We start from the raw sequence: 14,898 nt of genomic DNA, 5'->3' as shown, positions 1-14,898 counted from the left end.
ACCCAGCACAACCCCACACACCACAAGGAGACCAGCCGATGACCGACCTCTACAACCACGGCACCGGCGACATCCTCACCGAACGCCACGACAACGGCGTCCTCCAGATCACGATCAATCGACCCGACCGGTACAACTCGCTCACCCTGCCGATGTTCGAGGAGATGAACCAGATCTGGGCCGACGTCGAGCGCGACGACCAGACCCGGGTCGTCGTCATCACCGGGGCCGGCAAAGCCTTCTGTACCGGGATGGATGTCGCTCAGCCCGATCCCACGCCCGAGGATGCGCTCGCGATGCTGGAGACCGAACGCAAGCGGGTCGCGACGATGTTGCGCATCGAGAAGCCGATCATCTCCGCGATCAACGGCCCCGCGGTCGGCTACGGGCTGTCGACCGCGCTTCTCGCCGACATCAGCGTCGCCGCGGACGACGCGGTGCTGATCGAAGGCCATACCAAGGTCGGTGTGACCGCCGGCGACCACGCCGCGCTCATCTGGCCGTTGCTTGTCGGCATGGCCAAGACCAAGTACTACGTGCTCACCTCCGAGAAGCTGACGGGCGCCGAGGCCGAGCGGATCGGGCTCGTGAGCCTGTCCGTTCCCCGCGAGCAGGTGCTGCCCCGCGCGCTCGAGGTCGCGTCCCAGCTGGCCCGCGGTTCCCAGCAGGCGCTCCGTTTCACCAAGCGTGCGCTCAACGCCTGGCTCACCAACGCGGTGCCCCAGCACGAGCTGTCCTCGGCGCTCGAGATCCTCGACTTCGCCGGTGCCGACTACGCCGAAGCACGCCAGGCCTTCCGGGAGAAGCGCCCCGTGGACTTCCCCTCCGCTCGCACCGCCGGCGGACCGGCGAATTGAGGGAAGGCGAGCATGAGCATTGCCTCGCACAACACAGCGCCCAGCGCTGTGCACGCGTCCGACGAAGTGGACGGCGTGGTTGTACTCACCCTGAACCACCCACCGGCGAACGCGCTCAGCAACTCGCTCGTCAGCGAGCTGACAACGACGCTGGAAACCCTCGCCGACGGCCCCGGCACCCCCGCGGTGGTCTTGACGGGAGCTGGTGAGCGCTTCTTCTGCGCGGGTGGCGACATCAAGGAAGCCATCGGCTTCGGAGCCGATTCGATGGTCGAGCGGATGGCGTCGTTTCACGCGCTGCTCTGCGCTCTGGAGGACTTTGCCCGGCCGCTGGTGTGTGCGGTCAACGGCTGGTGCGTCGGTGGCGGCATCGAAATGGCCCTGTTCGCCGACAAGGTGTACGCATCGGCTGAGGCGCGTTTCGTCTTCCCCGAGGTCAACCACGGAATGCTGCCGGCCGTGAAGGGGATCACTCGAGTGCGCGGGGTCCTGGGCGACCGTGCGGCCCGGCGCCTCCTGCTGGGCGGAGAGCCCGTCGACGCGTTCGACGCGGAGCGGATGGGCATCGTCGACCAGGTGGTCGAGCAGGGCGACCTGCTCGCGATCGCGATGGCGGACGCGCGGGCGGCAGCGGCGAAACCACCTGCCGTGTTCGCGGCGCTGAAACGGGCCCTGCACTCAGGAACTTCCAGTTGGCCGGTCGAAGAGCAGCTCCGGGTCACGGTTGCCGACGCGCGGACGGTCTTCAACGACCCTGCCGCCCGAGCCGCCCGCGAGGGATATCGTGGTTGATCGATTTCAAGGGCTGGACCCGGCCGCCTTCCGCTCGGCGTTGGCCCGCTTTCCTTCAGGCGTGACGATCGTGACGACGCGAAGCGCGTCAGGCACGCCGCACGGGTTCACCGCGAGTTCCTTCGCGGCGCTGTCGCTCGATCCGCCGCTCGTTCTGGTGTGCCTGGACCAAGGAGCGGACTGCGCTCCCGTCTTCATGGCGGCCGAGCGGTTCATCGTCAACATCGTGACACCCGCACACGCCGAGTTGGCGATCAAGTTCGCGACAAAAGGTGAAAACAAGTTCGCGTACGGAGACTTCGAATTCGACGAGAGGGGTCACCCGCTACTGCCCGACGCGGCGGCAGTCATCCGTTGCGAACTGGAGCAAGCCGTACCCGGCGGAGATCACGTGATCCTCATCGGCCGTGTACACGACGCGCGGACAGGTAGCGGCAAGCCGGTGACGTGGTACCGAGGTGACTTCCTGCACCTCGGGCAGAGTGCCGCATGAATCCCATCGGGCCCGGACTTGTCGGCTCTGGAAGAGAGGCCGTGTCATGGATCTGACCAATTTCGAGCCAACCCGGACGCTACCGGGGCTGCTGCTCGATCGCACGAACAGGGAACCCGACGCCGTCGCGCTGCGGTACTGGCGTGATGGGGTCATGCAGGCGATCACGTGGCGGACGTACCGGGATCGCGTGCAAGATCTCGCGCTCGGCCTTGTCGCGCAAGGTGTGCGGCACGGCGATCGCGTCGCGATGATGAGCGGCGCACGCCCGGAGTGGGTGTTCGCCGCGCTGGCCGTGCAGAGTGTCGGCGGCGTCGTGATCGGCGTCTATCCGACCAACTCACCTGCCGAGATCGAGCAACTCCTCGTACACAGCGAGGCCGTCGCCTTCATCGGCGAGACGACGACGGAGCTCAGCAAGGTGGCGAAGGTCGCCGCACACACACCGAAGCTGCGGCTCGTGGTCGGAATCGACGCCGCTCCGCCGGAGCTACCCGAGGTGATCAAAGGGACAACATGGGAAGCGCTGTGCGAAGAAGGAACACAGCACGCCGACGACGGCGCCGATCCGCTGTCCGAGTTGGTCGCCGGCGGCTCCCTCGACGATGCCGCCGTGCTGTTCTACACGTCGGGATCCACGGGAGCCCCGAAAGGCGTCACCCACTCGCACCGCACGCTTCAGCACTCGGTTCAGACCTTCGTCGGCCTCTACCCGCAGATCCTCCGCCACGAGCACGATGCCGTGGGCTTCCTGCCGTTGGCCCACGTGGCGCCGGCGTTGGTGTCGGTGTTCGCGCCGCTGCTCTCACGGCTGGTGGTCACATACTGCCGCATTGGTGACTACGAAGACGTGTTGCGTTCGGTGCGGCCCACGGCAGTGCTCTGGCCGCCGCGGTTCTACGAGAAGATCGCCGGCGAACTGATCGCACAGACGGAGGTCTGGCCGCGACTTCGTCGCTACGCCTATGGCGCCGCCATGTGGGCCGGCCGCAGAGTAGCCGAACGCCGTTGGTCCCATCGCCGGCCCTCGGTACCGCTGCGGATCGCGTACGCTGCCGCACTTCGTTGGATGTTCTTGCCACTGCGGGCAACCGTCGGAATGGATCGCATCCGGGTTGCCTACACCGCGTCTGCCGCGATGCCCGAAAGCGTCATCGCGATTTGGCAGATCTGGGGGCTCGATCTTCGCGAGAACTACGGTCTCACCGAGACCGCCGGGTGTCCCATCGCTCATTTCAACCATCCGTTCCCCCGTCCGGGCTTCATCGGCAGGGAATTCCCGGACCCACGGTTCCAGGTGAAGGTCGCGGACGACGGCGAAATGCTGCTCCGCGCACCGCTGCTCTTCGACGGATACTGGCGCAACCCGGCGGAGACCGAGGCGGCTTACCAGGATGGTTGGTTCCGCACCGGTGACCTGATGGAGCGCACACCCCGCGGCGACATCCGGCTCATCGGCCGGAAGAAGGACGTGATCATCACCCGAGGCGGGAAAACGATCAACCCTCAGCCCATCGAAACCCGGTTGAAGGAGAGCTCGCTGATCAACGAGGCGATCGTCGTCGGCGACGCCCGTAAGTACCTCACCGTCCTGCTCGAGCCGAGCACAACCGCGGACGCCCGGTCGGCAGAGATGCTGGCCGAACGCCTGCGAGCGGAGGTCGCTCGGGTCAACGCGGACCTCGCGCGGGTGGAGCAGTTGAAGGACTTCCGCGTTCTGCCGCGGCCCCTGGAAGTCGAGCACGGCGAGCGGACCGCGAACGGCAAGATCAAGCGCAATGCCGTCGTGAGCTCGTTCGCGGCGCTGATCGACGACATGTACGGCGCAAACGACGACGCGGCGATCGCGAACCACGTGCGCTCAAAGTCGAACTAGGTGGTTGATCGCGTGCAGATGGCGTGAACTGAGGTCGGTCCGCAGGCGTGGGAGGAGGGCGTTCAAAGCTGATGTGTGAACGAAGAACCGAACACCCTTCTGGTGACACTCCACGTGTCGATCAACGATCAGGTGGTCGTATCCCGTGCCTGCCGTGGCCGTCAGCCGCCGTCGTCCGCCATTCCTGCGCCCTGCGGCATGTCGCGGGGTGAAGCCCATGCCGATCCCTGACCTGACGCTGCAGCAGCTTCGCGCGGTCCGGACACTCGCCGCATCCGGCAGTTTCACGAAAGCGGCCGCGGTGGAGCATATCTCTCAGTCAGTCCTCAGCAGAAGGATCAAGGAAGTCGAGCGTCTCCTGCGGGTGCGGTTGTTCGACCGCACCACTCGGCAGCTCGACATCACGGCCGCGGGGCAGGCCTTTCTGCTCATGACGGGCGCCGTCCTCGACGACATGGACATGCGACTGAGCCGCTTCATGTCGTACGTAGCGGCTCAGTCCGGAACCATCGCCGTAGCCGCGCTTCCGTCGGTCGCGGCGGCTGTGCTGCCGGACATGATGCGCGGCTTCATGCTGGATCACCCCGAGGTGGAGTTCGAGATCATCGACGGGGCCGCGGACGAAGTTGTCGAACGCCTCGAAAGTGGGACTGCCGAACTCGGCTTGACCGCCCGAGGTGACCTGCCGGACGGCTTCTGCTTCGAACCACTGCTGCAGGAACAGCTCTACGGCGTCGCGCACCACAGCCATCCTTGGTCGGCGCGGAGTTCCATCTCGTGGCCGGACTTCACTGGTGAGACCGTGGTCGCAACGCGGCCCGGAACCAGCATCCGAGCCATCACCGACGCGGCGTTCAGCAAGTACTCGATCTCGGTGAGCCACCACTTCCATGCCTGCAGCGCGGCGACGATCCGCGGGCTGCTACGGGCCGGCGTGGGCGTGGCAGCTTTGCCGGCCTTGGAGTTGCGGGGTTTCGGCCTGGATGACCTCGTGGCGGTACCCGTGGATGCTCCGGGAGCAACCAGGGTCATCGGCGTGATGTACCACTGCTCTCGGAACCTCTCCCCCGTCGCGGCTCGTTTTTTGGATTTCATGCACGCGACCGAGATCGATCCCCCGCGAGGAGTCTCCCGCGTCCACGAGGGCCACACCGGCGAACCAGACACATCGAGCAACGCGGGGGCGCAGCTCGCGGAATGAGGTCGGCGGTCGCCGGTGGCACCCAGCACCCGGATCCGTCGGCCCGCATGCGCGATGACGGCGCCTCGACCGTCTGGAAAATCCTCGAGGAATCCGGCGTCGTCTACAGCGAGACCTTCCGTTCGTCGGCCTTGAGACCGCGCAGCGTCCAAAGTCCGTACAGAGCCAGCAGCGGTTTGACGAGCGTCCACTCGCCGGGGCGGTAGTCATCCGCGCGCACCAGCCTCTCCGCAAGATCGGGGCGCTGCCGCCGCAAGTACGCACGGGCCTTGAGCGCATGAGCTGGTTGGGAGGCGATCTTGATGCGGTCCACGTCCTCGAGCAGTGGGATCACGTTCGTGATGTTCTCCCATGTCGTCGCGCTTTGGTCTTCGAGGAGCACCGTGCCCTCGAACTCAAGCACGGACTGCGCGTAGTCAGCCATCAGCCGGGCCTCCGCGGCGCCGCCGCCAACCGCACCGCCGCTGAAGATCACACGGGTCCCATGCGCACCGTCGGCGGCGATGGAGCGAATTCCAGCGCGGACTCGCCATCGGTTGATCAAGTTCGCCGTCGCTTGGGGGTTCCGGTACCCCAACACCACCACGGCCTCGGAAGCGCCCCCGGCGTTCGCCACGAGAACTCGAGACCAGCGCCAGTTCAACCACTCGCCCCAAGCCAGGGCCGCAACCCCAGCCATGGCCAATCCTGCCCTTCGCCGCATGCGGCGACTCTAGGGCCTGTCTGGGGCACTTGGCACACTGGTCGGCCCCGCGCCGGCGGGCGAGTTCAGCGAAGGCCGAACCGGTCCTCCCGGTCCAAGGCGACCGGATACAGTGCGCGAGACGGCAGCCCGGTCAGGGAGGGGAAGCGTGACCGACACCAGCAACACCCGGCCCGCCGAGGGCGAGGCGCAAGCGCTGCGGCAGAGCCGACTGCGCCGCCTGATGCGCTACATCCCCCTGACCGCCCCCGTCCTGCTGTGGGCCGTGCCCTGCTGGGTGCTCCTGCACACCGGCCAGCACTGGCCGCTGCCCGTCACGCTGGTCGGCACCGCCCTGTTCGCCCTCGGTCTCATCGGTATGCCGCTCGCGATGGTGCGCGGCCACGGCCGGCGCCAGCAGGACCGGGCGGCGATCATCGGCGACACGCTGCTGGGCACCATCTGGACTCTGTTCACCTGGTCCATTCTGCTCGGCGTCCTCTTGCGGCTCGCCCTGACCGTGGCCGGCGTCGGCGAGAGCCAGGACCGGGCCCGAATCGTCACCTGGGCCGTCCTCGGCACAACCGCCGTACTGCTCGGCTGGGGGTACGCCGAGGCCCGCCGCGTGCCACGGGTGCGCCGACTCGACGTCCAACTCCCTCGGCTGGGTGCCGGGTTGGACGGCCTCCGCGTCGCCCTCATCACCGACACCCACTACGGCCCGCTCGATCGCACCCGCTGGTCGACGCGGGTATGCGAGACGGTGAACACTCTGGAAGCCGACCTGGTCTGCCACACCGGCGACATCGCGGACGGCACGGCCGAACGCCGCCGCGCCCAGGCCGCCCCACTCGGCACCGTGCGGGCCACCCGGGCCCGGGTATACGTCACCGGCAACCACGAGTACCACAGCGAGGCCCAGGGCTGGGTCGACCTGATGGACCAGTTGGGCTGGGAGCCGCTGCGCAACCGCCATCTGCTGCTCGAACGCGGAGGCGACACCCTCGTCGTCGCCGGGGTGGACGACGTCACCGCCGAGTCCTCCGGCCTGGCAGGCCACCGCGCCCACCTCGCCGGAGCCCTGAACGGCGCCGACCCCGACCTGCCCATCCTCCTCCTGGCACACCAGCCCAAGTTCATCGACCGGGCAGCGGCCGCCGGCATCGACCTCCAGCTCTCCGGCCATACCCACGGCGGCCAGATCTGGCCCTTCCACCACCTCGTCCGCATCGACCAGCCCGCCCTCGCCGGCCTCAGCCACCACGGCCCCCGCACCCTCCTCTACACCAGCCGCGGCACCGGCTTCTGGGGCCCACCCTTCCGCGTCTTCGCCCCCAGCGAGATCACCCTCCTCGTACTCCGCTCCCCGCACTCGCCCACCTCGGCGTAGCCCTCGACGGGCCGGCACATCCGCTTGGCCGGTGCGGTCGCGGAGAAGCGCGTCATTTCTCGGCCGGGGCGGGTGCTCGGGGGAGGCGTAGCTGGAAGCATGCTCCGAGGGTCCGGGGGGCGAGGGTGAGGGTGCCCCGGTGGCGGTGGGCCAGGTCGCGGGCGATGGCGAGGCCCAGGCCGGTGCCGCCGTGGTCGCGGGAGCGGGCGTCGTCGAGCCGGACGAAGCGTTCGAAGATGCGCTCGGCGTCCTCGGTGGGCACGCCCGGTCCGTCGTCGTGCACCGTGAGGACGACCCAGGCGTCCTGGTTCCGGACGGTGATCTGGATGCGGTGTGCGGCGTGGCGGGCGGCGTTGTCGATGAGGTTGCGCAGCAGCCGTTCGTATTCGTCGGGGTCTCCGTGTGCGTGTGCGGGGGCGGTGCTGTCGCAGGTGAGGGTCAACGGCCGTTCGGCGAGGGGGTATTGCTCGGTCAGCCGGGAGGCGAGGGCTGTCAGGTCGACGGTGTCGGGGCCGGCTATGGGGGTGCGGGTGTCGAGGCGGGCGAGGAGCAGCAGGTCTTCGGCGAGGGCCTGGAGGCGGCGGGTCTGCCGTGCGGCGGTGGTGGCCGTGGCGGGCCAGTCGGTGCGTTCCGGGTAGGCGAGCGCGACTTCCAGGCTGGCCAGCAGTGTGGTGAGGGGGCTGCGCAGTTCGTGGGCGGCGTCCGCGACGAAGCGGCGCTGCTGGGCGGCGGCGTTGTCGAGGCGTTGGAGGGTGGTGTTGATGGTGGTGGCCAGGGCGGTGATCTCGTGCCCCGCGGCGGGGACGGTGACGCGTTCACGGGGGTCGCTCGCGGTGACCGAGGCGGTGAGGACGCGGATCGCTTCGACCGGCCGCAGCGCGATGCGGACGGTGAAGTAGGCGGCGGCGGCGATCAGTACGAGGCTGACGAGTCCGGCCCGCAGGAGCACACGGTCGGTGATCTCGGTGATCTTCTCGGCTGTGTGCGGGAGCACCACCACATACACCCGCAGCTTGGCGTCGGCGGCGACGCCAAGAGAGGCGACTTTGTCGCTGCTCAGTTGGTCGGCGCCGATATCGGCGTACATGACCATGTAGGTCCCGCCGGCCAGTCCGAGCCGGTCCTTGATGCTGTCGTGTCGGCGCTCCGGTATGTGGAAGGGACGGATCGTCAAGAGCCCGGGATCCCTCGTCTCCGACGGGGCGGGCAGCACATGGCGGGTGCCGGGATCGAGGCCCTCCATGCCTCCGCCGTAGGTGACGGCGGAGCGCCGACCGCTCGCGACGACCTCGTACGGCAGGGTGCCGCCTGCGATGTCGGGAACGGCACCCTGGCGCAACTGTGCGCCGAGCGACCAGACCTTGCTCTCGGCTTGTTCTTCGGCGATCTGCGTGCCCTGGCGGTAGACGTCGTGGTGTACCCACCAGCCGATGCCGACCAGGATGACGGCGGCGGTCGAGGCGGCGGCCAGGGCCGCGCGGGCTCGTACCGAACGCGGCCACCAGCGGCGTCGCGGCTCAGTCGCGTTCACGGTCGTCCACCAGGCGGTAGCCGGTGCCCCGTACGGTCTGCAGGGACTGCCGGTGGAACGCGGCGTCCACCTTCTTGCGGAGGGCGCTGACGCGCGCCTCCACCAGGTTGGGATCCTGGGCTTCGTCGGGCCACGCGTGATAGAGCAGATCCGTTTTGGAGACCGCCTGGCCCGCCCGGCGGGCCAGCAGTTCCAGCACGGCGAACTCCCGGGGTGTGAGTTCCACCCGGGTCCCGGCCCGGCGGCAGACCCGGCCGGCGACATCCAGCGAGAGGTCGCCCACGGCAAGGACGGGCGGGGCGACCGTGACGGCTCGTCTGGCCAGGGCCCGCAGCCGTGCGACGAGCACCATGTAGGAGAAGGGTTTGGCCAGGTAGTCATCGGCCCCCGTGTCCAGGGCCTCTGTCTGATCCCACTCCCCGTCCTTGGCGGTGAGTACCAGGATGGGGGTCGCGTTGCCCTCCCGGCGCAGTTGGGCGCAGACCTTGTAGCCGTTGAGTCCGGGCAGCATCAAGTCCAGTACGACAAGGGCGTATTCGCCGGTCCGGGCCATCCACAGCCCCTGCCGGCCGTCATATGCGAGGTCGACGCTGTAGCCCTCGGCCGTCAGACCGGTGTGCAGGGTGTGGGCAAGGTCCACCTCGTCTTCGACCACCAGGATGCGCATGTGGTGCAGCCTCGCACAGCGCCGGCCCGCCTTCCTGATCGGCCGGTCAGGTTGGGTCAGCGACCGGTCAACAAGGTCCGGGCACGCTGGCGGAGTGTCTTCGCCACTGCTGAAAGGCCCTGCCGCCGATGTCCGTTGATGAACGTCGCCCCGCCGTGGGTTCCACAAAAGTTCCGCAGGAAATACTGAACGGACGAGACGGTTTTCATGCCGGCGAATTCGCATGGGCGCGTGCACGCTGGCGCCAGCACTACGTCCCGATTTCGGCCACCGCCCTGGCCCTGCCGCTGTATGCGGTATGGGCCGCCCTCCTGGCAACAGGCGGCGGTGATCTCGCCGCGCAATTCTCATGGGCGGATTTCGTCTCCCGACACCGCGGATCCCCCTACAACCTGGGCTGGTACGGGGGCATCCATGTCGGCAACTACAGTGTAATTGCACCGCAGTTGATGGCCTTTCTTGGTGTGCGGACCGTCACCGTGGGGGCGGGCATCATTGCCTCGTGGCTCATGGGGCGTGTGTTCGTACGCAGCGGAGTAAGCCGTCCGCTGTGGCCTGCGCTCCTGGCGGTCCTGTCGCTCTGGGCGAATGTCGCATCGGGGCGCTCGACCTTCGCACTGGGCGTGACTCTGGCACTGGTGTCCTGTCTCGGCCTGGCAGGCTCCAGCCGGCGCTTGGTCCTGGCATCGGCGTTCAGCGCCCTGGCAACTCTGGCCAGTCCCGTCGCAGGGCTGTTCCTCCTGGTTCCCGGGGCGGGGTGGCTCTTGAACCGGGATGTTGGAAGAGCTGTCGCCGTTTGTGCACCGCCTGTCGCAGTGGTCGCTTTGCAAACCTTGCTCTTTCCTTTCAGCGGCGTAATGCCCATGGCACTGGACGATATTTGGAAGCCAACCCTCTTCGGAATCGTTCTGGCGCTGCTGGCACCGCGAGAGTGGAGGACTCTACGTGTCAGTTCCGCAGTCTATGCGGCGGGTGTGGTTTTGACCGGACTGATTTCTTCGCCTGTCGGTTCCAACGTCATCCGCCTCGCTGAACTGTTCGGGCCTCCAGTGCTTCTCTGCGTGCTACTCGAGCGCGGCGTTCGAATAGTGTCGAGGGTAGCTGTCGGGCTTTCTCTCGCTCTTTCCGTGCAATGGGTGACGGCGCACACTATCCATGTGCTCAATATGTCGACGCCTGTCCCGTCATGGGCGTCCCACACGCAAGGTGTACTGAAAGCACTCGACCGTTTGCACGCGGACCGCACGCGGGTGGAGGTGGTGCCTGCCATCAATCATCGCGAAACCACCGCACTCGGCCCTCACGTGAATCTGGCACGAGGGTGGAATCGTCAGCTCGATGTAGAACGTGGGGGCCTTTTCTATGAAAGCCAGTTCACGATCGGGAAATATCGCGCATGGCTCGACAAGTGGGCGATAGGTTATGTCGTCCTGCCGGGGGGTGAGCCTGACTGGGCGGCAAAAGACGAAGCCAAGCTCGTCCGCAGCAGACCAAGCTGGCTGGAGCCGGTATGGCACGACTCCCAGTGGCAGATATATCGGGTGAAGGGTGCCAGGCCAATTATCTCAGGTGCGGATGCGTCAGTAGTCAGCAGCGACAACGCGAAAATGGAAATACAAGTTCCCAAGCCCGGCATGGTCAGGTTGCGTATCCCCTACTCCCCCTGGCTACGCACCAGCGCTGGTTGTATCGAGCGTGATGGCGACTGGATCCGTTTCAAAGTTTCCACACCAGGACCGTATGAAATCGGCAGCTCCTATGCGGTGCCTTGGCAAGGGAACTGCTGACGTGAGCGGGGAGAATGACCGGCCTGCCGCTGGACCGGCTCCTGCCCGTCCCCGGCTCCCGCGTCGTGACGGTCAGCAGCACCGGTCACCGCATCCGGGCCGCCATCCACTTCGACGACCTGCGGTGAGAGCGCTCGTACAGCCGCGTCGCCGCCTACGGCCAGGTCAGACTCGCCAACCTGATGTTCACGTACGAACTGCAGCGCCGGCTCGCATCACACGACACCACGCCCCGTCCTGGTGCTCGCTCAGAACAGTGCCAGGCCCTCGCCGCTGGTGTCCGCGACGACTGGCCGGGACTGGGCAGGGAGTCCGTCCAAGCGGTCAGGACCGGCCGCGGCGGCCACGGCAGGGGCCGTCTCGGCCAACCAGACACGAAACCGCTCGGTGGCCTCGCGGTAGCGGACTCGTGTCAGGACACGGTGCTCGCCGGAGGGACAGAAATCGACTGCGACAGTGAGCAGACAGGAACGGGGCGCGTTCTGACTGCCCGTCCAGGACACGCGCAGGACACCGCAGGGCTCGCGCCCGCCGGGGGCGCGGTGGGTCGGGCGCAGCGACCGGCAGGCTATGTGGGCGGTCCACGCGGCGAGGTGCGGCAGCGGCAGGGTGGTCCGTGCGCGGCAGCCGGGGCAGCGGTGCCAGTGGCGAAGCCAGTCGTCGGCGCCGGTGTCGAAGAGGCGTGTGTAGCGGTTCGCCACGCGGATGTCGTTGCTGTACAGGTGGTCGGGGCGCTCCTGTGTGTTGCAGGACTGGCAGACAGGGGCGCGGACGTAGCCGTGTTCGTGGCAGTGGTCGAGGACGGCGGCGGGCGCGGTGCGGCAGACGGCGCACCCCCAACCGGCCACCCTGCGGGAGGTACCGGGCTTCCTGCTGAGCACCGAGTACAGCTGGCCTTCCAGCTCTCCGTCGTACGGGCGCGGTGCGGCGGTGGGACCCTCGCAGCTCGTCGTCTGCCGACCGTCGGCGGCTCGCCGACCGTCGGCGGCTCGGGCCTCCCGGGGGCGGAAGGGCTGCTCGGTGGCGGCCGCGCCTGCCTGGCGGGTCCGCGCGGCGCGCACCCACTGCTTTTCGATGTGCTCGGCCGCGTCGAGCAGCCTGACCACGGCGCGCGGCAGCCACCACGTCCGCCGCGTCCCGTCGCGGGTCCGCTCCACGAGCATTTGTCGCCAGTCGATCCCCGCCAGATGGCACGACCGGCCGACTTCACGTCGTGCCGCCCGCTCGGGGCCGCCCGGCTCCCGCAGTTCCCCCGTGATGCGCCGCCGCCAACGCAGCGACGTCTCCTCGTCGGAGTCCTGCCTGGGCGCCGCACGAAACGGACCGATGCGGACCAGGTCCCGCCGATCCATCCCCACCGCGTTCAGTTCCGCGGCCGCCCGGCGCACCTCGGCCTCCGGAACACTCCACTGACCGCCGCTCGCCCTCACCGTCGCCACCACATGGCCGCCGAGCAGGACGTACCCCATCTGGGCATGGGCAGGAGAGCAGGTCAATGCCCCAGAAGCCGTCGGCACAGCACTGTCGGCCGTCAAATCGACCCACAGAGCGTCCGCGGCACCCAGGGTGATCAGGCCGTCCGTGCGACCGGTCATGACACGCTCTGACATACCGACAGGCTAACGGCACTCTCAACTCGGCGCCGGTCGCGGACCGGTCACCGTGTACCGCTGCCCGGCCGCCCTCTCCAGCGCCCTGGGCGACGCCGTCCGACAACACCGTCTCGCCCATAACCGCGCGCGAGGCCGCCCCCGCATCTCTGCGGAAACGGCCTTCGACCCGCGAAGACGCTGGTCGGGACGGAAGGATGTGAACCTGCGACCCCTTGACCCCGGTCGCCGCGCCGACGCGCCCGCGTTCGCGTTCGCGTTCGGTGATCATGTCGAACAGCTCCCCCCGGTCCCATAGTGCCGCCGAGGGCCCCCGGGCAGCATCTCCTCGGTGGAAGCGCGACCACTGACGGCCGAGGCGTTGCTCTGACCCAGACGCTCCGTTCGGGGGCCGGCAGCGTCCCCGGGGTGGCCGGCCGATGGCGGCGCGAGGCGGATGGCAGGTGCCGTGGTGCCCCGGGCCGCCGCGGTGAGTGGGTCAGGTGGTGGGCAGTTTCTCCGACGTGGTGGAGGGCTCCTTGGCAGCCTGTCGGCGGGTGGTGAGGGCGCTGCCGACGAAGACGGCGACCAGCGCGCAGACGATCAGGCCGATGACGGCCGCGTGGCTGACATGGACCGCGCCGCCGAGGAGGAGACCGGAGACTCCGAAGTCGGCATCGGAGAAGGTGGAGTTCTGCAGCCCGACGTCGCCGAGGTAGGGCAGGACGAGCAGCGGAAGGAATGTGATCATGAGGCCGTTGACCATGGCGCCGAGCACCGCGCCGCGTCGTCCGCCCGTCGCGTTGCCGAGGACACCGGATGCGGCGCCGGTCATGAAGTGGGCGACGATGCCGGGGATGATGATCGTTCCACCGACGGCCACGAGGATTCCCATGCCGATGAGTCCACCGACGAAGCTGGACAGGAAGCCGATCAGTACGGCGTTCGGGGCGAAGGTGAAGACGATCGGGACGTCGAGGGCGGGCCGGGCGTTGGGGACCAGCTTCTCGGAGATGCCCTTGAAGGCGGGGATGATCTCGGCGAGCACCACACGGACGCCGGCCAGGATGATGAACACCCCGGCGGCGAACTTGCCGGCCTGCATGACGGCCCACAGCAGGTACCACTGGCCGCCGCTCAGCTTGTCCTCGACGTAGCCGGGCCCGGCCACCAGGGTGACGAGCAGATAGATGACGCCCATCGAGGTGGCGATGACGACAGTGGTGTCGCGCAGGAAGCCGAGCCCCTTGGGGATCTTCAGGTCTTCCGTGGACTTCTCGGGGTTGCCGAAGAGCTTGCCGACCAGACCGCTGGTGGCTATGCCGAAGTTGCCGGTGTGGCCGAGCGCGACATTGTCGTTCTTGGTCGCCTTGCGCATCCACGGCTGGACGAGCGCGGGAGAAAGCGTGGTGATCAGGCCCTGGGCGATGGCGCCCCAGAGGACGGCCTGCCAGGAGCTGAAGCCATTGGCGATGAGGATCACAGCGATCATGGCCGCCAGGTACAGGGCGACATGCCCGGACATGTAGATGAACTTGAACCGTGTGAACCGCGCCAGGAGCACGTTCACGACCATGCCGAAGAAGAAGATCAGTGCGGCCTGGGAGCCGTAGTCGGTGAGTACCTTGCCGACGATCGCCTCGTTGTTGGGCACGACGCCCTGCACACCGAAGGCGTGCTGGAACATCTCACCGAACGGAGTCAGGGCGTCGGAAACCACTCCGGCGCCCGCCGCCAGGACGAGGAAGCCGACGAACGCCTTGGTCGTCCCCTTGATGGTGTCGGAGAGTGACTTGCGTTGCAGTAGGAGGCCCAGGAGGGCGATCAAGCCGACGATGACGGAGGGTTCGCGGAAGACATCGAGAAGGTTCTGCAGAACGGTGTTCACTGACAACACCTCTCTTCGGGCACGACGAGGCCGTGACTGCGGGGATGGGTGGGTGCCGGACGGAGCGGCGAAGGGGCGCACGGCCGGACTGGCTGGTGGTACGGCCCGTTGATCGACGCGGAGGAGAGGGGGCGCCGAGTGCTGT

General features: G+C 67.8%; 12 protein-coding genes and 1 pseudogene. 8 read left to right on the top strand and 5 right to left on the bottom strand.

The window, feature by feature from the left end; genetic code table 11:
- From NP777_RS43385 to NP777_RS43365, 5 genes are all read left to right on the top strand, one after another.
- Window positions 1-857: enoyl-CoA hydratase/isomerase family protein (locus tag NP777_RS43385; protein ID WP_256655709.1), on the top strand; the 857-nt coding region annotated here is incomplete at its 5' end.
- Between the two features lie 12 nt (window positions 858-869).
- Window positions 870-1,649 (top strand): enoyl-CoA hydratase/isomerase family protein, encoded by a 780-nt coding sequence (locus NP777_RS43380; protein ID WP_256655708.1) that lies wholly within the window; start codon window positions 870-872, stop codon window positions 1,647-1,649.
- On the top strand, window positions 1,642-2,142 hold the full coding sequence (locus NP777_RS43375) for a flavin reductase family protein (protein ID WP_256655707.1): 501 nt from the start codon (window positions 1,642-1,644) through the stop codon (window positions 2,140-2,142). The genes NP777_RS43380 and NP777_RS43375 overlap by 8 nt, the downstream gene beginning before the upstream one ends.
- Window positions 2,143-2,188: 46 nt before the next feature.
- The gene (locus NP777_RS43370) at window positions 2,189-4,018 is read left to right on the top strand and encodes an AMP-dependent synthetase/ligase (protein ID WP_256655706.1); all 1,830 of its coding nucleotides are present in this window, start codon (window positions 2,189-2,191) and stop codon (window positions 4,016-4,018) included.
- Between the two features lie 217 nt (window positions 4,019-4,235).
- Entirely contained in the window at window positions 4,236-5,219 is a 984-nt protein-coding gene (locus tag NP777_RS43365) for a LysR family transcriptional regulator (RefSeq protein WP_256655705.1), read from the top strand.
- 103 nt (window positions 5,220-5,322) lie between these two features.
- Here NP777_RS43365 and NP777_RS43360 read toward each other — a convergent pair whose 3' ends face one another.
- A complete protein-coding gene (locus NP777_RS43360; RefSeq protein WP_256655704.1) occupies window positions 5,323-5,922 on the bottom strand; it encodes a YdcF family protein in 600 nt (199 codons plus the stop codon).
- Between the two features lie 148 nt (window positions 5,923-6,070).
- On the opposite strand from NP777_RS43360, the gene NP777_RS43355 reads away from it, so the two are divergent.
- Complete coding sequence (locus tag NP777_RS43355) at window positions 6,071-7,291, top strand: metallophosphoesterase (RefSeq protein ID WP_256655703.1); 1,221 nt, start codon at window positions 6,071-6,073, stop codon at window positions 7,289-7,291.
- A 52-nt stretch (window positions 7,292-7,343) separates the two neighbouring features.
- Here the strand turns inward: NP777_RS43355 and NP777_RS43350 are convergent, their stop codons facing one another.
- Together NP777_RS43350 and NP777_RS43345 are read right to left on the bottom strand one after the other, a co-directional pair.
- A complete protein-coding gene (locus tag NP777_RS43350; protein ID WP_256655702.1) occupies window positions 7,344-8,822 on the bottom strand; it encodes a sensor histidine kinase in 1,479 nt (492 codons plus the stop codon).
- A complete protein-coding gene (locus tag NP777_RS43345; protein ID WP_256655701.1) occupies window positions 8,809-9,489 on the bottom strand; it encodes a response regulator transcription factor in 681 nt (226 codons plus the stop codon). Before NP777_RS43345 ends, NP777_RS43350 begins: the two co-directional genes overlap by 14 nt.
- Before the next feature lie 128 nt (window positions 9,490-9,617).
- On the opposite strand from NP777_RS43345, the gene NP777_RS43340 reads away from it, so the two are divergent.
- Together NP777_RS43340 and NP777_RS43335 are read left to right on the top strand one after the other, a co-directional pair.
- Window positions 9,618-11,276, top strand: a complete 1,659-nt coding sequence (locus NP777_RS43340) for a glycosyltransferase family 87 protein (RefSeq protein WP_256655700.1) — start codon at window positions 9,618-9,620, stop codon at window positions 11,274-11,276.
- A 14-nt stretch (window positions 11,277-11,290) separates the two neighbouring features.
- A pseudogene (locus NP777_RS43335) lies at window positions 11,291-11,506 on the top strand (short-chain dehydrogenase); the annotation flags it as partial.
- Between the two features lie 18 nt (window positions 11,507-11,524).
- Here NP777_RS43335 and NP777_RS43330 read toward each other — a convergent pair.
- Together NP777_RS43330 and NP777_RS43325 are read right to left on the bottom strand one after the other, a co-directional pair.
- A complete protein-coding gene (locus NP777_RS43330; RefSeq protein ID WP_256655699.1) occupies window positions 11,525-12,886 on the bottom strand; it encodes an endonuclease domain-containing protein in 1,362 nt (453 codons plus the stop codon).
- 478 nt (window positions 12,887-13,364) lie between these two features.
- Window positions 13,365-14,753, bottom strand: coding sequence for a PTS ascorbate transporter subunit IIC (locus NP777_RS43325; protein WP_256655698.1), 1,389 nt, complete (start codon window positions 14,751-14,753; stop codon window positions 13,365-13,367).
- Window positions 14,754-14,898 lie beyond the last annotated feature (145 nt).

The sequence above is a fragment of the Streptomyces rugosispiralis genome (assembly GCF_024505145.1).
Lineage (GTDB): Bacteria > Actinomycetota > Actinomycetes > Streptomycetales > Streptomycetaceae > Streptomyces > Streptomyces rugosispiralis.
This window is presented reverse-complemented; position numbering and strand designations above follow the sequence as displayed.

Coding starts and splice junctions, on each gene's coding strand:
- NP777_RS43380 (WP_256655708.1), top strand. CDS start 870: ATGAGCATTGCCTCGCACAACACAGCGCCCAGCGCTGTGCACGCGTCC.
- NP777_RS43370 (WP_256655706.1), top strand. CDS start 2,189: ATGGATCTGACCAATTTCGAGCCAACCCGGACGCTACCGGGGCTGCTG.
- NP777_RS43365 (WP_256655705.1), top strand. CDS start 4,236: ATGCCGATCCCTGACCTGACGCTGCAGCAGCTTCGCGCGGTCCGGACA.
- NP777_RS43360 (WP_256655704.1), bottom strand. CDS start 5,922: ATGCGGCGAAGGGCAGGATTGGCCATGGCTGGGGTTGCGGCCCTGGCT.
- NP777_RS43345 (WP_256655701.1), bottom strand. CDS start 9,489: ATGCGCATCCTGGTGGTCGAAGACGAGGTGGACCTTGCCCACACCCTG.
- NP777_RS43340 (WP_256655700.1), top strand. CDS start 9,618: ATGTCCGTTGATGAACGTCGCCCCGCCGTGGGTTCCACAAAAGTTCCG.
- NP777_RS43330 (WP_256655699.1), bottom strand. CDS start 12,886: ATGTCAGAGCGTGTCATGACCGGTCGCACGGACGGCCTGATCACCCTG.